The organism is Paenibacillus contaminans, from assembly GCF_003285015.1.
Classification (GTDB): Bacteria; Bacillota; Bacilli; order Paenibacillales; family NBRC-103111; genus Paenibacillus_V; species Paenibacillus_V contaminans.
In genome coordinates this window covers 1-22147 of the sequence record NZ_QMFB01000014.1, presented here as the reverse complement: position 1 = coordinate 22147, position 22147 = coordinate 1, and the positions used below count along the sequence as shown (strand labels likewise).

Annotated in this window: 14 protein-coding genes; all 14 read right to left on the bottom strand. The window is 47.7% G+C overall.

Annotation, left to right across the window (positions count from 1 at the left end; translation table 11 throughout):
• Positions 1-11 precede the first annotated feature (11 nt).
• Positions 12-890 carry a carbohydrate ABC transporter permease gene (locus DQG23_RS22390; protein WP_238177981.1) on the bottom strand — a complete coding sequence of 293 codons (879 nt, stop codon included), beginning with the start codon at positions 888-890 and terminating at the stop codon, positions 12-14.
• Positions 891-904: 14 nt separating this feature from the next.
• Entirely contained in the window at positions 905-1819 is a 915-nt protein-coding gene (locus DQG23_RS22385; protein ID WP_113033119.1) for an ABC transporter permease, read from the bottom strand.
• A gap of 234 nt (positions 1820-2053) precedes the next feature.
• A complete protein-coding gene (locus DQG23_RS22380; protein ID WP_113033118.1) occupies positions 2054-4318 on the bottom strand; it encodes a helix-turn-helix domain-containing protein in 2265 nt (754 codons plus the stop codon).
• A 175-nt stretch (positions 4319-4493) separates the two neighbouring features.
• Positions 4494-5567 carry a Gfo/Idh/MocA family protein gene (locus tag DQG23_RS22375; protein ID WP_113033117.1) on the bottom strand — a complete coding sequence of 358 codons (1074 nt, stop codon included), beginning with the start codon at positions 5565-5567 and terminating at the stop codon, positions 4494-4496.
• A 208-nt stretch (positions 5568-5775) separates the two neighbouring features.
• Positions 5776-6807 (bottom strand): SGNH/GDSL hydrolase family protein, encoded by a 1032-nt coding sequence (locus DQG23_RS22370; protein WP_113033116.1) that lies wholly within the window; start codon positions 6805-6807, stop codon positions 5776-5778.
• A 35-nt stretch (positions 6808-6842) separates the two neighbouring features.
• Entirely contained in the window at positions 6843-7445 is a 603-nt protein-coding gene (locus DQG23_RS22365) for an SGNH/GDSL hydrolase family protein (RefSeq protein ID WP_113033115.1), read from the bottom strand.
• Between the two features lie 79 nt (positions 7446-7524).
• Complete coding sequence (locus DQG23_RS22360; RefSeq protein ID WP_113033114.1) at positions 7525-8952, bottom strand: alpha-L-fucosidase; 1428 nt, start codon at positions 8950-8952, stop codon at positions 7525-7527.
• 64 nt (positions 8953-9016) lie between these two features.
• Positions 9017-13936: an Ig-like domain-containing protein gene (locus tag DQG23_RS22355; RefSeq protein ID WP_113033113.1), complete on the bottom strand. Its 4920-nt coding sequence runs from the start codon at positions 13934-13936 to the stop codon at positions 9017-9019.
• 117 nt (positions 13937-14053) lie between these two features.
• Positions 14054-15961, bottom strand: a complete 1908-nt coding sequence (locus DQG23_RS22350) for a type 2 periplasmic-binding domain-containing protein (RefSeq protein ID WP_113033112.1) — start codon at positions 15959-15961, stop codon at positions 14054-14056.
• Positions 15962-16076: 115 nt separating this feature from the next.
• Positions 16077-16973, bottom strand: a complete 897-nt coding sequence (locus DQG23_RS22345) for a carbohydrate ABC transporter permease (RefSeq protein WP_158560645.1) — start codon at positions 16971-16973, stop codon at positions 16077-16079.
• Between the two features lie 11 nt (positions 16974-16984).
• Entirely contained in the window at positions 16985-17938 is a 954-nt protein-coding gene (locus DQG23_RS22340; protein WP_238177993.1) for an ABC transporter permease, read from the bottom strand.
• A 285-nt stretch (positions 17939-18223) separates the two neighbouring features.
• Positions 18224-19954 (bottom strand): sensor histidine kinase, encoded by a 1731-nt coding sequence (locus DQG23_RS22335; RefSeq protein ID WP_113033109.1) that lies wholly within the window; start codon positions 19952-19954, stop codon positions 18224-18226.
• A 12-nt stretch (positions 19955-19966) separates the two neighbouring features.
• The gene (locus tag DQG23_RS22330) at positions 19967-21580 is read right to left on the bottom strand and encodes a response regulator (protein WP_113033108.1); all 1614 of its coding nucleotides are present in this window, start codon (positions 21578-21580) and stop codon (positions 19967-19969) included.
• A gap of 280 nt (positions 21581-21860) precedes the next feature.
• The coding region (locus DQG23_RS43045; protein ID WP_238177980.1) for a hypothetical protein at positions 21861-22147 on the bottom strand (287 nt) is incomplete at its 5' end.

The following is a 22147-nucleotide window of genomic DNA, read 5'->3' as shown; positions in this document are numbered from 1 at the left end:
TGGCGTTTCTGTCAGCCCTTTAACGAACCGATCATGACGCCTTTGGCGAAATATTTTTGTACGAACGGGTATAAGACGAGAACGGGTAAACTTGCTACAATGATGACCCCGTATTTGATCGTCTCCGCCATGTTGCGCGCTTCTCCGCCTTGTCCGAGGTTGAGTGTCTCCTGCACTTCGTTCTGGAGCAAAATGTTCCGTAAAATAAGCTGCAGCGGATACATCCGCTCATCATTCAAATAAATGAGCGCACCGAAGAACGCGTTCCAGTGACTTACCCCGTAAAACAACACCATAACTGCCGTAATCGCCTTGGACAAGGGCAGCACGATCCGAACGAAAAACCCGAAATCGGAGCATCCGTCGATCGCCGCCGCATCGCGAAGCTCGCCGGGAATCATATGCTGGAAAAACGTGCGAGTGACGATCAAATTCCAGACGCTGACTGCACCGGGCAAGATGAGCGCCCACATCGTATGGATCAGATGCAATTTTTTGATAAGCAGATAAGTCGGTATCAAGCCGCCGCTGAAAAACATCGTAAACGTGATCATGATCATAAACGCGTTTCGTCCGTAAAAATCCTTACGCGACAAGGGATACGCGCCCGTCAGCGTCATCGCTACGTTTATCAATGTCCCGATCGACATGTAGAGCAGCGTATTCCGGTAGCCGATCCAAATCGCATCGGTTTTGAGGATATTCCGGTACCCTTCCAATGTGAACTGGTCAGGAAAGAACCAGACTCTTCCTCCGTTTATGGCGTTCGGATCGCTGACAGAAGCGATGGCGACAAAATAAAGCGGATACAAGACAGCGATCATCGCAATCGTTAAAACCGTAATGTTCAAGCCATCGAAAATTTTGTCGGACTTCGTACGTAAATCCACGCAAGCGCTCCTTTCTACCACAAGCTTGTTTCCGTCAGTTTCCTGGCTCCCCGGTTGACGAGGACGAGCAGAATGAAGTTGACCACCGAGTCGAACAAGCCTACTGCGGCTGAGAAGCTGTACTGCGTGCCGAGAAGTCCCGTTTTGTACACATAGGTGGAAATAATTTCGGATGAGTCGATGTTAAGTGAATTTTGCATCAGAAACGTCTTCTCGAAGCCTACGGTCATGATGCTTCCCAGATTGAGAATAAGGACGATAATCGCCGTCGGCATAATCGACGGAATGTCGATGTACCGGATCCGCTGCAGCTTGCTCGCCCCGTCCATAATGGCCGCTTCATGCAAACCGGGATCGACGCCGGCCAGTGCCGCCAAATAAATGATTGCTCCCCAGCCTGCCCCCTGCCAGACGCCCGACAACACATACAACGACTTGAACCATTCCGGCATCGCCAAGAAGAAAACCGGCTCTCCCCCGAAAAACGTAATGATCTGGTTGACCAGACCGCTGCGGGGCGACAAAAAAACGGCAAGCATGCCAACCAGTACAACCGTAGAAATAAAATGCGGCGCATACGTAACGGTCTGGACGAATCTTTTGAAGCGTTGACTCGCAAGCTGGTTTAACAGCAGCGCGAGCAAGATCGGAAGCGGAAACGAAACGACCAATCCGTATACGCTTAACCCGATCGTGTTTTTAATGACCGTCCAAAATTGGTACGAGTTAAAGAACCTTTCGAAATGCTCGAAGCCTACCCATGGACTGCCGAAAATCCCCTTCGTCGCGATAAATTCTTTAAAAGCAATTTGTATTCCGTACATAGGCATGTAATGAAACACTATAAAATAAACGAAGGTCGGCAGAAACAATAAGTATAGTTGATAATTGCTTACCATCTTTCGGAAAACCGTTCTGCCCGAGTGCATCGTGTTCACCCCCTTTTGCAAGCACCATAACAAAACAAAACGGAAACTGTAAATTTACAATTTCCGTTCCGGGTTGACGAACGATTACATTCGGGAATTGACGGGTTTTACAAGCCTAGCAGAGCTTTACATCAAACGATTGGGCGACTCCTCACGCCTTTCTGGGCCTCATTGTAACCGATTGACGGTTTCCGCACTCCTTTGCAGATCATTACATTCCAGGCTATAAGGTGCTTATTGGCGGTGCAGCGACCGATATTCGCCCGGTGTGAGCCCTTCCGTTTCCTTAAACTTGCGGATAAATCCGGGGACGCTGCCGTATCCGATTTGCGTGACGATCTCGTTCAGGTTTTCATTTCCTTCCCGCAGCAGCCGCTTCGCTTTATCCATCCGCACCGAATTGACGTATTGGGTGAGCGTTTGACCTGCTTGGTCTTTGAAATACCGGCTCAAGTAAGAAGCAGACATTTGAAAATCATCGGCCATCATTTGCACCGAAAAATGGTAAGATCCGTAAAACTCGTGAATGTAGGCGATCATTCGATCCTGCAGCTGCACGTTTCCGCTTTCCTTGCGATCGCGGATCATGCCGCATATATCAATGCTGATCGTACGAACCAGCTCTGCGAGCTCGTCGACCGTCTCGAATTCCGTCAGCGTCATAACGTCCGGGTACGATTTCTGCTGGTTTTTCAAATCGAGATTGAGCTCATACATGATGGCAAAAATGACGTTGATCAGATCGTAGCACATGCATTTCGCCATATATAATGGAATTTGCTCGCCTTTCATCGTCGCGATAAGCTGGTTGAGATAAAACTCCACTTCCTCCGTATTTCCCCGCACAATGTAAAGCTTGAGCCGCTCCCATTCGCTCTTCGGATACCAGCTGTCGCGCGTGCCTGATCGGAGCGTAATTTCGCTGAAAAAAATGATTTGCCCGTGACCCTTGATTAACCGGTAATCGATGGCGCTGCACGCCTCGATGTACGATTTGCCGATCTCTCCAACATTCCTATACGGATTGCCGACGCCGACGGTCGCTTGCAGGCCGTGCTCGCTCAGCATATGCTCCTGAACTCGAAGCAAATACGTCTTGATTACTTGTTCGCTGTCCTCGTCCGTACCGAAAATGAACGTAAGCGTTCCCTCTTCGACGTTTTCCTTGCCATACCCTTCAATTTGCTCCGGAAGCAGCCCTTCCACTTCCTTAATGATCAAATCCCCGTGCATGCCGCTTTCTTGCTCCTTCTTGGAAAAATAAACGATCGCCACCCATAATTGCCGTTTCGTCAGACGGAAGTCCGCCGCTTCCCCCCTCCGGTTAAACTCCTCGACATCCTGAAAATCGCCCTTCAGCAAATTGAGCAGCAGGTAGTTCTTGAGCGCGGGCTTGCTGCTGCTGATTTTACGTATCAATTCATCATTATTGTCCGATATGTAACGAAATGCCGACTGGATCGACTCCAGTTCATTCCCGTTCCGTTGGGGCTGCTTAAGCGTACGGTCCGCTAACGTTTTTAAACGCTTGATCGGCTTGTAGTTTAGCGATGTGACATAGTAGATCACGATGCTGCCCACGATCAGGACGAACAATAACCCGAACAGCGTCCTCTGTTTGGCGAGCTGGATGCTGTTCATGACCTTATTCTTATCGACGAGCGAGACGTAGCTCCATCCCAAGCTCTCCGATTTGATATAGCTGACAATATAGTCGTTTCGGGACAACCGGACTGTTTGCGAGCCGTTCTGGCGTTCCATCGGCATAGCCAGGAGCAGCTCGTTCAGTTGCGACTCTTCGATATTCGAGAGCGATGTGATCAGTTTACCTTCCCCGTTCAGAATGATCGTATTGCCGCCGTAGTCGCCGAACGATTTTTTTATCATATCCCGAAACGCATCTTCCTTGATCAGAAAAACAGCCGTACCGTAAGGTTTTACGTCCCGGTAAGGGATCGGAAGCAGGTAGGTTATAAAGCGCTCCGGGCTGTTCATGGCAACCGTTTCCGCGCTTCTAAGCAGCGGCTTGTCTATCGTTTCGATCGTTTTGTAGAAGTCCTCGGCCTTCCATGCTTCATAGCGAAAAATTTTATCCGTATAGGTTAGGGCATCGTAGGCGCTGTAGGGCGAGTAAAGCTTCTCCCCTCCGCGGTAATATAAGAGCATATCGTGAATCAAATGGTTCGCGCTGCTGTAATTCCGAAGCTCGAGTATCGCGTTCATTTCGCTGTATGCGTTTTTGGTTGCCGCATAGGGAGTAAGATTCGGATTGGAAGCAATATGATAAGCGATATTGCCGAACTCGTTCATCTTGACATCGATCGTATCCTTTACCTGGGCCAGAAGGTTCAAGTTTCCGCGTATGACTTCGTCCCGCAGTAATTGTATGAAATAGCTGTACACCGTAAGGCCGATAATGATGATCGGCAGCAGCAAAACAACGATGTAGGAGATCATGTATTGGTAAAACAATTTGTAATTTAGCTTAATACCGAGCATCGCAACGTTCCCCTTTTTTGTCTGTCGACAGCAAGCAGCTTTATATGTAATCGTTTTCACCCTTATTACTATAACATAATTTCAAGAAGCAACGTACATAAGATGTCAGATCTATGCAAACGCCAAAAAACCGCCAGACATCGTCTGACGGTCGCCGCATTGTTCGGTTCAACGTCTACTCTACTCTTACTGCGATTTGCTGAGCCATCAAGCAAAGCTCCGCCGCTTTGAACGCATGCTCCTGCGTCATCGCATTCTCCGTACGGTTCAAGCAGTCCAGAATAAGCTGTCCGAAGAAAGGATAGCCTACTTGCCCTCGAAGCGAATAATGCTTCTCGCCTTCATGGTTGACCAAATACAGCTGATCCCCGTCTTTATCCCGAGCAATATCGATATATTTGCGAAGCTCGATATAGCCGTCGGTACCGAGGATGATCGTCCGTCCGTCTCCCCACGTGCCGAGCCCGTTAGGCGTCAGCCAATCGACTCGGAAATAGTTCGTGGCCCCGTTGTCGGCTATGAGCGTCGCATCGCCGAAGTCCTCCAGCTCGGGGTATTCCTTGCTGTTATAGTTCGCCACTTTGCTGTGCATCACCTTGGCATCTTTCGCCTTGGAGTAAAACAAAAATTGCTCGATCTGATGACTTCCGATATCGCATAAAATGCCGCCGTATTTCTCCTTTTCAAAAAACCATCCCGGCCTTGACGGCGCATTGAGACGATGCGGTCCCGTACCGATAACCTGCACGACGCGTCCGATCGCGCCCTCATCGATCAGCTGCCCTGCAAACACCGCGCTTTCCACATGCAGACGCTCGCTGTAATAGACCATATATTTGCGTCCCGTTTCCTTCGCCATGCGTCGAGCCGATTCCAGCTGCTCCAGCGTAGTAAACGGCGTCTTGTCCGTAAAATAATCTTTGCCGTGCGACATCGCCTTCAAGCCCAGCGCACAGCGCTCGGACGGAACCGCCGCTCCGGCTATGAGCTTCACCGAAGCGTCGTTAAAAATTTCTTCCTCGGAGGATGCCGCTTTAACGCCCGGATACCGCTTTATAAAATCCTCCACTTTGGCGGGATCGGCGTCATAAACCCATTTGAGCTGGGCCCCCGCCTCGATTAGTCCGTTGCACATCCCAAAAATATGCCCATGATCCAGGCTCATCGCCGCAAAGGTGAATTCTCCCGGCTCTACAACCGGCTTCGGTTTTCCTTGAGGAGCATAATTCATTCCGTCGTGCTTTTGCATATCGTCATCCCCCGGTTTTCATCATCATGTATTCATCGAATTGCGCTTACACCTGTAGCTGCTTGCTATTGCACGATCAACCGAAATGCACACGTTAACATTTCTAGTTTACAACGATCCGGACGTAATCTCAACCTTATTTTACGCACCTGGTGCAGCGGTCACCAAACGGATGCTTGATTTCACAGTTTACTGAAGGCGAATTTATTCATTTATAGCTACAAATATGCTTGAGAATGCCCTGCGTCATGAATAAAAAGCCTTCTTCGTTAGGATGTATCCTTCCGTCACCGAAAAACTTCGGCTGAGGCGGAACCAAACTCATGCCGTCAATCAAGCTGATTCGCGGAAAGCCCTGAGCGACTTCGACGATGGCGCGTGTCATGTCGGCGAAAGAACCCATCGGTTTCGCTTGGTCCGCATCTTGTCTCCAGATTGGAGAAAGCAAAACGATTTGCGAAGCGGGATACATGTCCGACAGCTTTCCTAAAAATTCATCGCATTTCTGCTGGAGCTCCGATAATCGTTCATGCGTCATCCAATCGTTCGTGCCATACGCTACAGTAATGAGATCGGGCTTATACGGCAAATCCGGATCGAGACTTGAAGCATCGAAAATATGCCCGCCTACTCCATGATTCAACAGATTCATCCCCAGAAACCGTGAAAGCTGGACGGGATATGCCGAGGAAGGGCGTCTGGCATCCATGCCTTGGGTGATGGAATCGCCCAGACATAACAAATTTCCCGTTGCAGTCGGAGCGGGGACTACCGAGGCCCTCTCCGAAAACCGTATCTGGCGAATAAACAGGACAACAAGATGCGGCAAATAAATGATGACCCGCCGCTTATGCTCGGACGATGTACCATCGATAATCTTACCGGATGCATTGAATCGGTACGCATTCTCGTATGCAGGTATACTCTTCAAGCTGCAACGGAATAATCCGTTTTTTTGTTCGATGGGCTCTTGTCCATTGGAGCTTATATAAATGCCGTCGATATAGACATCAAAATATAACCAATTCCTCGCGAATTCGCCTGCTGTATATTCAATTTCGATAAAATCGGAGTCTGTCACGATATCCAGCATGACCCCCGAAGCGCAGCGGCTTCTAATCCGAATCCCCTCGTGAACGTCGTAACCTCGTAATTGCTCGTCCGTGAAACGGACCGGCATCCACCCGTGCTCCGTCGACATGACATCCAGTCCGTTTTTGAACCATTCCGCATGCATCATACCCACTACCTTTTCGTTTAATCATTAAAAGTCAGTTATAATTTAGCCAAAATAACAGCCGCAACAATTTTCCCTTGCTCTCTTTTTCCAATTTCATGAAAATGATAACCGTCATCCGTCCGATATTCCGGCCTTCCGTTCATGGCGGTATATAAATCGTTAACCTCACATTGGTACCGCTGCGCAATATGAAGCACGGATTCGTTTCTGAATCGGATAATCCGGTCTTTCTCCTGATCCGGCGCCGCAGGTTGTCCCTTTACCCATACGGAGGTGGACAGAGCCAAAATGATCTTGGCCGCAGGCGCATGCTCCTTCAGCCAAATTACGGCTTCTTCCAGCTTGTTCGCATAGACTTCTTGGCTTACATGCCACCCGTGGAGACCATTATTAAAATGAATGACCTCGTAGCTGCTATTTCCATGACGAAACGCATACGCCATTTCATGGATAAGATCCGGGTTATCCACCGCTTTCGAAGTTGCAAGCAAGCTTGCATAGGCTTGATCCTCTACGATTGAAGCGACATACGGGAAATATCCTGCTGTTATGGAATCGCCAACGAGCATGACCCGCGGCTTATCGTGCTTATTTGCATGCTCCCAGCGAAAGCTGCACCATTCCGTTTTCTCCAACATTGCTATTGTACAGCTCCTTTTCTGCGTAGTTCTGCCGCCATTCCCTACAGACATCCTTCGAACCTTCGCAGCCGCCGCTTCATCGTCCGCTGAAGTAGACTCCGAAGCCGCTTAGTGTCGGATTTATCCGGGATTCCGTTATATTCAGGCGCAAATATCTCGCCTTCGTTTGCGGCAAACGACAAATCTTCTTGTACCCTACGACGGTACCTTCATACAAAGGCACCCACCTCTCTCCTTGCCGGTATTCCAATTGAAACCGCTCGATCCTTTGTCCGGAAGGGATATGTTCCTTCAATACAATCCGGTTAAATACATACTCCTCACCAAGATCAAGCTCCAGCTCCGCCTTCTCCATCCCTGCCGGGGGGCACCAGAACGTATCCGTACATCCATCAACAACGTGCTTGGCGTCTACGACCGCATCTCTGGTGCAAGAGGCACGCACGTTCGCCTTGCCTGCCAGATCGTTTCCGTACGTGCTGCGGAGCCATTGTCCGAATTCGCGCAAATTCCGGGCATCGTTCTCATGAATGACCCCGCGTCTGTCAGGCGGTATATTCAGCAGAAGCCCTGAATTCCCTCCTACGGCAGACTCATACAAATCGATCAATTCGTCGACCGATTTCACCCGATCGTCATCGTCCGCATGATAAAACCAGCGCGGCCGGATCGATACATCTACCTCTGCGGGGTACCAAATCACATGGTCTACTTTCGCCAAAACGGTCCTGCTTCCCAAATCTTCGTCTGTCGTATCAACTCGCTGCGAGAAGGTGCCGTCATCCTTTTTTTGCGATTTGGCCTGAATGATTTCGTTGTCCTTCATCGTTTCAGGGACTACGCTCCACTCCGATTTTCGGGTATGTCCGATTTCATTGCCGCACCAGCGCACATCCGGACCGCAAATCGAGATGACGGCGTCCGGCTGCATCTCGCGAATGGCCCGATAATAGGCGTCCCAATCGTATTCCTGGACCATTCCGTTACTGCCTTCCCCACATGCGCCGTCGAACCATACGCAAAAAAAATGTCCATAATTCGTGAGAAGCTCCCGCAATTGATTCAGAAAATAAGCATTATACGCTGGTGAATCGCCATAACTCGGCTCATGCCGATCCCACGGCGACAAGTAAATCCCGAGCTTCAATCCGTGCTCCCGACAAGCCTCCGCAAGCTCTCGGACAACATCGCCGCGACCGTTCCTCCAAGGACTTGCTTTAAGGGAATAATCGGTATAGTCGCTGGGCCAGAGACAAAAACCGTCGTGATGCTTACACGTCAGGATGATGCCTGTCATGCCGGCGGACTTGCATACTTCAACCCATTGGGAGGCATCGAGTCCTTCGGGCTTAAACAGCGAAGGAGCTTCATTGCCCAGCCCCCATTCCCTTCCAGTAAACGTGTTCATGCCAAAATGGATAAAAGCATAAAACTCCATTTCCTGCCACTTCAACTGCCTTGGAGAAGGAATGGTATGTACTGCCGTTTGAATCGTAACTGCCATCGACATTCACTCCATATTGAGGGGAGACACTTACAATCCCCCCTCCAATAAATTATCGAACCGACTATGCGCCTGAGCGGATTGTTTCTATAAGTAATCCGGCAATTCGATCCAACTCGGTTGCTTGTTCAACCGTAAGTTTTTTGCCGCCTTGCGCATGAACTTCATTCCTGAAGGCTGCGAGCTGATTCAATGAACTTGTGGAATGGCCTTTCATCAAAGATTTGTATACGGCGTTCAATTTTGTTTGCATACTGCCGCTAAAAGCGCTCGCCAACTTCATATCTTCCATTTTCTTCATCAAATCCAATGCCAGGTTATCCATCGACTTTTCGATCGTAATCGTCACCTGCTTCGGTTGCTCGATATTACCCGCATTGTCGATGGAACGATAGGCGAAGGTATACGTGCCATTCTCACTAATCGTAATCGGCGCGTTATACAGGCTCCAGACAACGCCCCCGTCAAGGCTGTATACGCTGGATTGAACGCTTGAAGCATTGTCGTATACGCTTAATGTGACCGTTACATCACTAACAAAGCTGCCGTTTTGCTTTACCCCGGCAATATCCACTGTCGTAACCGGCGGAGTTGAATCAAGCACTTGAATGTCAACTGATGCGGATACATCACCGATATGGGCCCATACTTTCGTATTTCCAGGCATAATAGCCGTTAATTCGCCTGATTCGTCTACGGATGCAATTTCATCATTGTCGCTGCTCCATGTGATGTCGAACCCATTTACCTGATAAGTCTGAACGAACGTATCGGCAGTTAATTGAAGCTGATCCCCTTCGTCGATCTCCACTTGTTCGGGACGGATCTCGATCGCCGTCGGTTCAATCTCGCCAAGCGTGATGCTTCCGCTTCTGGCATACAACCCCATATAACCGGGGGAAGCGATTCTGTCCGCATAAGAATCAAGGAAGTTAAATACGTTATTGCCGTCAACGTTCAAAATAAGCCTGACACCTTCGGCCTCATCGATTGCCCCTACTTGAACCAAATGGTTGGTGTTGTAATCAAATAGATCATTCGGATAAGGACCTCCTCCGATACTCTTGAAGCCCAGCAAATCCCCAAAAATAACGGTTCGCACGCCGCCATTGAACCTATGCAGCTCAATCGCATCAGGCCCTATGGTGAAAACATACGTATCATTATTTTCCATATGGTAGCCTTCATCCCGATTCTGATTCCTCATCATAATGGAGGGCCATCCGCTTTGCGCGTTGATTTGCATGTGAAAGGTCAGAAGCTCATCCTTGAATGTACGTCCCTGATAGACGGCAAAACCGCGCGGCGAGGTGCCGGGGGTGGAAATCGTAATGCTCCCCGCTTCCGCTATTTTATTATTTTGGCCGTCAGCGTCAATGTACCATCCATCCGCATCCTCAATCACGTCATTGATGCCGGCGCCTGCATAGAGCAGACCCGCTTCGTCATTAAATTTGATCACGCGAACCGTTAGCGGACGGCTGGCTGTTTCTCCATTGTACGTACCCGTAACGGTTACAATCGCAGTGCCCGTAGTCAACGGGGTAACAACTCCGGCCGCGCTGACTGACAGGATGTCGGGCCGGTTATTCGAATAGGTAATCGTTGAAAGGGGAGCATCTTGCCCGAGTATCGTCTTTCCGGTTGCCTCAATTTGAAACGAATTGCCAAGCAAAATCGTTTTCGTCGCCTCAAGGATATCCTTGAACTCGATGCTATTTAGTTGATCCTCTACATAGACATCGGTTTCCAGCTTCTTCATAACGCCGCCGAGAATGACATAAGCCGTGATTTTCGTATTCCCCTGACTGATGCCGGTGATCGTCCCCTCATCGTCTACCTGAGCAATACCGGGATGCTCACTGAAGTAATGGTACTGAGCGTAACTGAGATCAGTCGTTTCCCCTTTTCCGGTTGTCGCAACGGGCTGAAGCTGACTGCTCTGGCTGATTGTCATATTGATATTTTGCGGCAGTGCAATCCGCTCCAAGGCGTCCGCCGCCAAATGGGCGTATGCCGCTTCCAGCCCGGATCTCTCGATAATATCGAGCGCTTCGGCCGGCCATTGCGCATCCGGATAAATATGCAGGTTTGTTACCGGCGCTTCCGTACTATGGACAGTCTGCACGGAGGTTGTCGAGAAATTGCCGTCAAACGAAATATTTTCAACGTATACGGCATTTGCCCATCTGGCATTCCGGAATCCCATCTCTTCATGGAACCAAAGCGGCGTTTCAGACAGATCAACCACATTATCCTCAAACGACCAATAATCGGAACCCTGGTCGGCGTAAAGTGCGGCAAACATATTCATTTGATTCCGGATATAGTTTTCCGATATGAGATTAGGCGATTGTTCGGTCCCGCCGGTTCCCCCCAACGTATAAATGCCGCCGCCGTCGATGATCCCATCGCCCATAAAATCATGGATAAAATTATGTTGGATTTTGACGTTTTTTAAAGCCGAGTTTCTGGTATTGGACCAGCCGTATCCCACATGAATACCGCTGTACGGTATATTGAAAATTTCATTATGGCTAATCTCCATATCCATCGGAAATCCAGCCGATATCGCTGCCGCCGATTGATATTCCACGGCGATATCATGAATATAATTGTTCGTTACGTCATTATTTCTCATCCATAATCTCGGATCTTGTGGCGTATAAATGCTCGGGTCATTGATGGTGGGCTCCCCGATGTTAACGGCACCGCCGGACAAGTCATAGAACTTGTTGCCGGTAACCTGGCTGTCTTGCACGCCCTGCACCATCTTCAGTGCCGTAACGCCAAGCTTGGAAAACTCATTGCCGACAAACTGAATATGGTTCGCTCTCTCGACCGTAACCGCCGCAATCGGCAAAATATCCTGAATCGCCCCATTGCTCTGCACTAAACGAATGTGGTTGTTTTGCGCGTCGGCGTGTCCCAGATTGCTGCTCGGTCTTAACCAGGTCGTATTTTGGAAATATATTCCAGAAAATTGAATATGATGAACAGGCAATGCCAGCGAGCTGCCTTGAACGACCATCAGTTCTTCCATAACGGGCGCGATCACTTCCGCAGTTGCGATATCTTCCCAGTATCTTGGCTTGTAATAAATCGTATATGGCGTTCCGTCAATGGCGCCGGACCGGTCTAAATACCATTCCCCCTCCGTATCCAGCAGCTCGAAGGCATTCTCGTAATACAAGGGGATGGTAACGGACGTGCCTCCCTTGTTGGTAGCGTCATACCATGCGGGCTGCTTCATCGTGATAGAGGCTTGATTTCCGCTCACCGATATGGAGTCCACGCCGACCCTTGAATTGGTCCAATATTTTTGGTAGACGAACTCCAGGTCAGAACGATTATGCCATCCGGCCAAAAAGGTATCGGAAGTGGTATACCCGGATGCGGTTTTCACCGCATCGGTCAAGCCGCCGGTACTTCTTGCACGAACGGCGCGTATCCCATCTACGAATAATTGCCTTGTTTCGAGTGGTTGACCCAAGTGGGCCTTGTAGATGTTCGTACCGGCATCGTGCAGCGTCCATCCCGTCACCTGCTTCCCGCCGCTGATAACCGGCTTTTCGTCCGGATAGGCCATGTATTGGACGGAATAACCGTTCGTCCCCGAATCCTCATCGTTCAGTTGAAAAGTCTCGTTTAAGGTGTACGTGCCGCCGCGAAGATAGACGATAATATCGCCAGTCATACTGGCATTGATTTGACGTACGGCATCGCGGGCTTGCTGAAGGGTTTGAAACGGAAACTCCTCTGAGCCGGGATTTTCGTCATCCCCGTCCGGCGAAACATAATAAACTTGCTGAATACTGCGCGCTGACACGATAACGCTGGCCGTATCCGAATAATTGCCATCCACCGAAACGGCTGTAATCGTGGTTTCTCCTTCCTGTAAGGCTGTCACTTGTCCGTTCGCCGTAACAGCAGCAACCGTCGGGTCGCTCAAGGTCCACACGACAGACTTATTGCTGGAATCCGGAGGAGTAAAGGAGACGGACAACGTTCCCTCGAATCCGCTTTCCAGGTTTAGCACTTTGGGGTTGAGTTGAATGTTCTGAACGTGGGCATAGGTAACATTCACCGTGCAGCTCGCGCTGAAGCTCCCGTCCAGCGTGGAGACCGTAACGACAGCCGAACCATCGGCAATACCGGTTACATTACCGGAAGAATCCACGGAAGCGATTGCAGGGTTGCTTGATGTCCAAGTAAAAACCGAATTACTGGCGTCGGCAGGGTCCAACACAGGCACAAGCTTCTCGCTGCCCCCGGCAGTTAAAGATAATACACTCTTGTTCAATGTGAGCGATTGCAGTTCCTTGTACGTATACACGTTCACATCATCCAGAGAGACACTGCCTGCCGCCGCATTATTCATCGTCGCTCTCAGGCCGCCAATGTCGCTGGCATAAGGGTAGATGTCCAAATTGCCGGCCTTGTATTCACCGTCTACGAATACAGCCTCAATTTTGTGAGTGACGGCATTCAGAATGATCTTGAAATCATACCATTGCCCGGCTGCAAAAGGCTGAATGGTGTAATAACTCGGGCCGCTGACAAGAAATCGGATTAAGCCGTTTATAAACGTTTGCTGAGCGATTAACGAACCGTTCCGGCCGAATATTTGAATTTGGGCCGTCGCATTGGTGTTATCCGCCTTTGCTCTATAAGAAATAACGGCATGTGGTACAGCACTGGAAAATACCGCCTGTGCGCCGTAGGAACCTGAGCGGGAAGCGGGCATATCGATTTTTAACACCTTTTGGGCAGTGGCGCCGTCCTGCTCGACCGTTACGCTGTCCGGAACGCCTGGAGTACCGTTGTAAATGGACCACTTGGCAGGCTTAACTCCCACAGTCTCCATTTCGAAATCATCCGTGAAAACATCCCCGACCGCCGCATTTGCCACAGGAATACAGAAGAAAGTAATCATAACAGCAGCCGTCAAGCCAAACAGGAGAGCCATTGTCTTTTTCATCATTTATTCGAACCTCCCGATATTCTTTCGTATCCTTGGGAAGACGAAGCCGGACGGGCATGTTGCGTGAACATACCCTCGGCTATTCATCCGTTTTATTAGCGGACTACTTTCTACTTTCTACTTTCTACTTTCGACAGCCTGAAGCATCGGCGCAAAAATCTTCATCTGTTCCTCGAGAATTTTATTGATATTCGCGCTATTGTTAAGGGTCTGCAGCGCATTTTGCCATTTCGTCTCGAATTCGCCTTCACTTTTGGCTACAAGAGCGATTTTGAAGCTGTCCTCCCACACGCCCCTTGCGTTCATCAAGGTCGTGATATCGGCAACGCTCTTGAAATCGGTCTTCCATGTTGAAAATTCCGGCATTTTCTTCAGGTTTTGCGAATAAGGGCTGGTGGACGGGAATGTGAAAAAGGAGTAATTCAAATTTTTCTTGAAATCCGTACCGTTCATAAAATCATAATTCCATTCGGTAGGATACGGCCTAATCTCATCCACAAGCCTGTTCGGGCGATGTCCTGTTGTCGCAAATCCCTTCAATTCTTTCGGATCAATGCTCTTATCGTATTCAACTGCGCCTTTCTGCAGCAACGGGTCCTTAAATTTCCGCTTTCCGTCAGCGGTTGTTTCATATAACCCGGCTTCCTGCGGTCCCCAATACTTGATCTCCTCCCATTCTTTCGAGAACAGGATATTTAACCAATTCAGAACCTGCGGGAGATCTTCCTCTTTGATTGTCTTGAACAACCACACATAAGAATTGGTACCGCCGGATACAGGTACCGTATATTGCGCAGGATATTCTGGCTTGTTGGGCACGGAAGTGAACAAAGGAACATACTTGAATTTTTTACCCGCCTTCTCCAGTTCCGTATTGATCGCAACCAGATTGGAAAGCCCTACGGAGCCTGTCGATAAGATCGACGTTATGGCATATTGCCCGTTCAGTACCTTCTCCTTGAAAATTTCGGCGGTATGCACGACGGACTCCGGATCGATGACAGCGTCTCTGATCAGCTGATTTTGAATTTTTGCCGCTTCCTTGACGATAGGGGTCTGCAGTCCGAATTCCAGCTTCTTCGAAGTGGAATTGTACATGGACATGTAGTTATAAGATTTGTATCCCATCATCTCCGACCCGAGCGCCGTTAACGCCGTCCAGTTGTCCCCTTTGGGATAGCCAAAAGCGTATACCGGCTTGTTGTTTTCCTTGAGATTCAAATTTTTGATATCGGTAAACAATTTCACGAACTTTTCGGTTGTATCGATTGGCAGGATGAATTTCTCTGCGATACTTGCATTCTTTTCTTGCACCAGCTTGACAGCCTCATCGTATCCTAGTGCGGAAGGGAATAGCGTCTTCAAGATATCATCCCGAATAATGAAACCTTGTGCGGTTGAGAGGGAGTTCCATGTGACGCTTTGCGGGCTGACCGAATAAAAGTTTTTCCAGTCAGCGGATTTTGTTGTGACCTCCCCGTATGCGCTGGACAACAATTCGTACGGTATACCGTATATTTTTCCGTCTTTCTTCACCGAATCCCACACAAATTCCGGATAGCTGTTCCAAACGTTGGGTGCATATTTTTTCATCATTTCGGGGGTAAGCTCCCACAATAACTTCCCCTCAATGGCTTTATCGAAGCCGGTCTGATTCGAGGAGATGGCAAAGCTGGGAACCATATTTCCGGTAATCATCGTCCCTAGTTTGACATTCGGGTCCAGCCCGCCGTTTCCAAAGCCCTCCTTGATCTTGACTCTCGACGTTTTCTCCAGCCAATCTCCCGGTATATTTTCCTTCGGGTCCGGTTTGGCCGGTATATCCGAGCCATGCGAGTACCAGTAGCTCAATTCCAGATCCTTCTTCGGCTCAAATTTTCCCGTATCCGTCTGTTCGGTTGGTGTCGGCTGACCGGTTGATGTGGCTTCCCCCTTCTTCTCCTCTCCATTGCAACCTGCGATAGCGAATACAGTCGCTATACACAAGGCAAGCTGACCCGCTTTTTTTCCTAGATTACGACTCATTCTCTAGACTTCCTCCCTCAATTTGACTATCTATGAAATCAACCCGGAAGCGTGCTTACATGAAGCAGCATACTACCAGATGAAATCCGGAGCTCCGGAAAACAGGTTCATTTCCTTATTCCTTGATGGCGCCTAACATAACGCCTTTCACAAAGTATTTCTGCAAGAACGGATACACGATCAAGATCGGAAGCGTCGACACAATTAAGGTGGCCGCTTTTACGGCTTCCGGCGTAACAGACGGCGCATTCTGGTCGATCGTTCCGCCCTGCATGGATTGCTCGACAGCCATCTGCATAATCAGCTCCGATTCTTTTAACACCCGGTATAGCACAAACTGGAGCGTATGCAGATCCTTGCTCTGAACAAACATCAGCGAGGTTACCCAATCATTCCAGTGGGCCACCGCCAGCCAGAGCGATACCGTAGCAATAACAGGCTTGGCCAGCGGAAGATAAATTCGGGTCAAAATTTGCAGGCTATTCGCCCCGTCAAGCACAGCCGACTCCTCCAAGCTTGCCGGTATCGTGTTGAGATAAGTCCGAATGATGATCATGTTATAAAAGCTGAAAAGGCCTGGAATGATATAGACCCAAAAATGATTGATAAGATCCAAATACCTGTACAAAATAAATGTCGGAATCAGGCCGCCATCAATAAATGTCGGAATCAGGAGAAGGGTAATGAAAAATGTCCTGGCCGGCAAATCCCTCTTCGTAAGCGCATACGCTGTCGCGGTTGTCAGCACGACTCCGGTTATGGTACCAATAATGACCCTCAATACCGATATCATGAGTGCCGTGTTAAAAGAATCGTTGGAAAACACGGTTTTGTAATTTTGCAAGGTGAAGGCGCGGGGATACACCGTGATTCCCCCAAAAGCCGTATCTCTCCCGTCGTTAAGGGAAATGGCAAGCTGATTCAAATAAGGAAACAAAAATACGACACACAACAGCATCATCAATGCAACGTTGAATACGTTAAAGATTTTTCCTCCGATACTGATCCGCATGTTCCGCCTCCTCACCATACGCCTATGCCGCTCAGCTTCTTGGCGATCTTGTTAACCCCATACACGATCAGGAAGGAAGCGATGCCTTGTGCCAAGCCGAATGCCGTAGCCAGCGAAAAATTCCCCTGCTGCAGCCCATATTTGTATACAATCGTATTGATTACTTCTGTATGCTCTTGGGTATAGAGATTTTGGAATCCGATGATTTGCTCAAAATTCGCATTCAGCACACCGCCGGCCGACAAAATAAAGATGATCATGATGGTAGGCAATATGCCTGGCAGTGTGATATGGACAATTTGTCTGAACCTGCCGCAGCCGTCAACCATCGAGGCTTCATACAGCTGCGGATCGATTCCGGCGATAGCCGCAAGGAAAATAATCGTACCCCAGCCGATTTCTTTGTAAACGTTGGAATAAAAAATGAGTTCCAGGAAATGCTCAGGCATCATGAGAATATTAATTCGTTCCACATCCGCTCCGAAGAGCATCGCCCGCAAATTGTTAAACGGCCCGTATAACTCGAAGAATGTATAAAATAGCGAAACGATAGCGATCCAGGATAAAAAGTGGGGGAGGTAGCTGATCGTCTGCACCACTCTTTTAAATGCCATACTCCGGAGTTCATTAAGCAACAGGGCAAAAATAACGGTAAGCGGAAACCCGATAAACAGCTTGACGGAGCTGTATAACAACGTATTGGCAATCGACTTCCTCAGCGCGGGGATCTGAATAATATCCGCATAATGTTTAAATCCTACAAACGGGCTGCCCGTGATCCCCTTAAAAATATCAAAATCCTGAAAGGACATGATAATCCCAACCATTGGCAAATAATTAAACACGAATGTCCAGATGACCGTCATACTCAGGATGAGATACAAAAGCTTGTAATGCTTTATTTTGATCATCGTCTTCCCTTTGTTTAATTTCTGTGCGCCCGAAGCAGCTCCTATCGTAGTCATTTTCAATCCTGTATCTTCCTTTCCCTTGTTACGTAGTCTCCGGCGTCCTTGGTACCTTACGTTGTCGTCACCCCTTCAACTCTGCTCAAATTCCGAGAGACTACTTATAAGCGCTTTCATTCGCATGTTTATCTTACTGAATATTGCAGTCCAATATAAGACTACAATCCGCTTAAAAACATATGCGATTTGATTATTTGGGAAGGATTAAAATGGTTTCATAAATGCAAAATAAGAGGTGTAGATCACCTCTTATTTGCTGCTTCATCGTATGTAACTGCAAGGTTAACTTATATTACTGAGTTCCTCTTTTCGTTCTATCGCTTTAATCCGTATGGCCACTTCCGTACCCGCCCCCGGAACACTATGAATCCGAATGCCGTAATCTTCGCCATAGTACATGTTTATCCGCTTGATCAGATTTTTCATCCCATAACCCGCCAAAATGGAGGTACTCTCCAAATTGAAAATCCGATTTACTTTCTCTTCGGACATTCCCGCTCCGTTGTCTGTGACGGTCAACAGGATGTCACCTTCGACGATTTTTCCCGAAATCGTAATTACTCCTCCCTGCTCCCTGCCATTTAGTCCATGAAGCAAAGAGTTTTCTACGATCGGTTGGAGCAGATGCTTGAATGTGTACATCTTGCGAATATGATCCTCTATATCAAATTCAACGGTATAGGTGCGGGAATAGGCAAAGTCGTTGATTTTGACATAATGGACGATCATATCTATTTCTTCCGAGATCGTGATGATATTATTGCCTTTGTTTAACGATATACGATAATAGCGGGTCATATTATCAATGAGCTCAACCGTTCTTTTGTCATGATTCCGTTGCGCGTTCCATTTAATGGCGGATAATGAGTTATACAGAAGATGCGGATTGATTCGGGCCTGGAGAAGTTCGATCTCAAACTTGTTTTTTTCGATTTTTTCGGTGGTTACTTCTTGGTACAACTCGTTGATTCTGGAAATCAGTTCCTTGAATCGTTTCTCGATCACGGCCACTTCGCCGCCAACGGATTCAGGGATCAGATGCTGATTTAGCAATAACGTATCGTCAAACCGGATGGAGTCAATAAATTTCTTCAATCGGAACAAAGCGGTTCGAGCCGAATACTTGGAAATATAAAGCATGGCAAGCACGATCAGGATCAAACCAATCAGCGTGATCAGCAGAAGCCTGACGACCGGCATCAGGACGCTTAGATAAGGTATAGCAGCGGTTATGGTATGCGAATTGACCAGCGTTTCCGTCACGCTGATGTATTTCCGGGTCATAGTGGCCGACGCATCCTGTTTGAACAAATCCGTGCCTGTCCCATGATTCACTTGACCTTTGCCATCCTTGTAAATAAGCGCGGCCCCCTTTGACAGAGCGGTGTTATCCATAATTTTCTTGATGCTGTCAAAGGGAATGTTGGCTTCCAGTACCCCAATCGGTTTATCGAAATCTTTAATATACCTGTAAAATTTAATATAATCGGAATCGTTCAAATACTTTCTTTGTTGAAGCGTATCGAGCCACAAAATCCCGCTTTCGTCCTTCGGACTAAACGATAGACTTTCCAATAAGTCTTGGATTCGATCGTAGCGCTCGATATAGCTGCCTTCGAACAAGGAGTCATTAAACGGGTATATGGTAAAAAAACCTCTGTACTTGGCGCCGAAGGGCTCCGCTATAAGGATTTCCAGGTTTGAATACAGCTCCATCATTTTCTCGATATCGCCTGCATACTCTTTTTGTATCGCACCTGGAAGATATCTGTTCTGCAATAATACGTCGCTTTTAATCAGGTACATGTCCAATTCGGAGTTAATCAATTGCGAGCTTTTGTAAACGCTGTCTATCAGGTTTCTTTTTTGGTCGTGAAACGCCTTGACTGACACATAAGCGAACGAAGCAAGCGCTACCAATAGAAAAGGTATACAGGAGATAAGAATCGTATTCCGGTATACCGTATATTCAAGATTCCGGTTGTCTCTTGTTCTGCTTTTTTTCTTGAACATAAGCAGTCTCCTTTATCTTGAATACTTTTCCTGGTATTGCTTTGGCGTTGTTCCCGTGTACCCTTTGAATACCGATCTGAAATGGGCGCCTGTCTTGTAGCCGATCTTTTCCGGAATTTCGTATATTTTCACATAAGGGTTCAACAGCATTTGTTTGGCTATTTCCATTCTCTTTGCGGTTACCCAGTCGAATATCGTACTGCCTGTCACTTGCTTAAATACCAGATTCGCGTGGCTGGCGCTGATAAACATCTTTTCAACGATCTGGTTCACATTCTCTATTTCTGCGTATTTTTCGTCAATTACAGCTTTGATATCATCCACAATGGAATTTCTTTTCCCGTTATACTTGTTCAAGCAATCGCATACGGAATGAATGGTGTTCATAATAAATTGTTTGATATCCGCAAAGGTTTCGATCAGTGACAGGTTCCGCCAAATGGTGAAATCATCCTCAAAAATGTCGCCGAAGCGTTTGCCGTTCTCGACTAGGATCGTATGTAATATATTTACAATCGTGTAGGATATACTTTTAATATAATTCTCGGTAAACTTGGCTTCTTGGGAAAGATACGTTTCCATGAATTTCAATTTAGAGGCTTCGTCGCAGCCCATAACCACATTCCGCAGTTCATCATACATGTTCTTGTAATTATAATGAACCTGGTGGTCGGGCTCGTATACCTCCGAGTGAAAAATGATCCGATTGCCGCTGCTGTAAATTTTCGATTTCACGGCATATTCCGCCCGGCCGTACTGCTCCGCCACATCATTCAAATTGTCGGATAATCCGCTTATGCCGATCGTAACATGAAGTCCCAATCTTTGATTGGCCAATTCCATGCAGTGATTCGCGCATTCCGTAATGTCGTCCAAATTGCCGCTTATGTCCGACTTCGAATACTTCTTGATTCCGACGATCCGATCATAGCCCTGGCTGGCAAGAAAACACGAGTCATGCGGATTGGTTATCGCTTCTTGAACACATTTTTGCAGTCTGTAAATTAGTAAATGCCTTTGATCCATCGACTCGTTTGTGTAATGGATACCGTAATTGTCAATTTGCACACAAAAAACGCAATATTGTTCGCATTCCAAATCCATCTTCAGATATTTCATTCTTGCTGCCAGTTCGTTGCCGTCCCATGCGGAACTGTAAAAAAGTTCTTTCAGAAATTGCTCCTGCAACAAGGGGAGGCTTTGCTCCACCAGCGCTACCAGCTCCGCTTCATGCTTCTCCCGCTTCATGTCCACTTCTTTCAGCTTGCGCATTTTGCCTACGGCTTTCACAAGCTCGGGGATCACAATGGGTTTCAATACATACGCGCAAACGTCCAGATTGATCGCACTTTGCAAGTATTCCACATCGTCGAAGCAGCTCATAAAAATAAACTGGGTATCGGGCAACTCCTGCTTGATCATCTCCGTCATTTCAATCCCGTTCTGGATCGGCATCGAAACGTCCGTCAGAACTAAATCCGGCTTTAATGCAATCGCTTTATGAAAACCATCCTCCCCATTAATGGCCGTTCCAACCACTTCGATAAACTCCTCTTCCCAATCGATCAGTTCGGTAATCCCACTTCTATCGTTAGGATTGTCGTCCACAATTAGCATGGTATACATTTATTCATATCCCCCTTAACAAACCCTTTGATAAGACATTTTGAGGATCATAAACCGAATGACTGCATGATTGATCATCCATTATTTCAAGTGGCGCTCGGAACAAATGTCGAGGAAGTCGTATAAATTGGATTATATTATTATACATATTTAGTGCGTTGAGGTGAACAGCTTGTACGCAAATAGCCTGCTGAGGAATTCTCAACAGGCAGGCCGTATTAATAGTAACTGCAGATTGTATGGTAGACGGCATTTATCAATTTTAGGTCGGAAGCGGTTATCACGGAACGAAGACACCCGTGTCCTTATCGCCTGGTGCAGCAAGCAAGTCCAACGAGACCGATTCCGATTGGCCTACGAATGGGGACAGAAGGGCATCCCCTTTCATTTCGTTTGCGAGTGGTTTAAACTGCTCTGATTTCTTTCCATGAACTTTTATCCGTTTTTGCTCATTTATAGCCTGAACACAAAAACCGTCTTGGCAGTGACCAAGACGGTTTTTTACTCCCTGAAAACTAGATGCGAAGTGTTTGCTTTGTTCATCCTGTTCTTCGTAGTCCCTCTCCT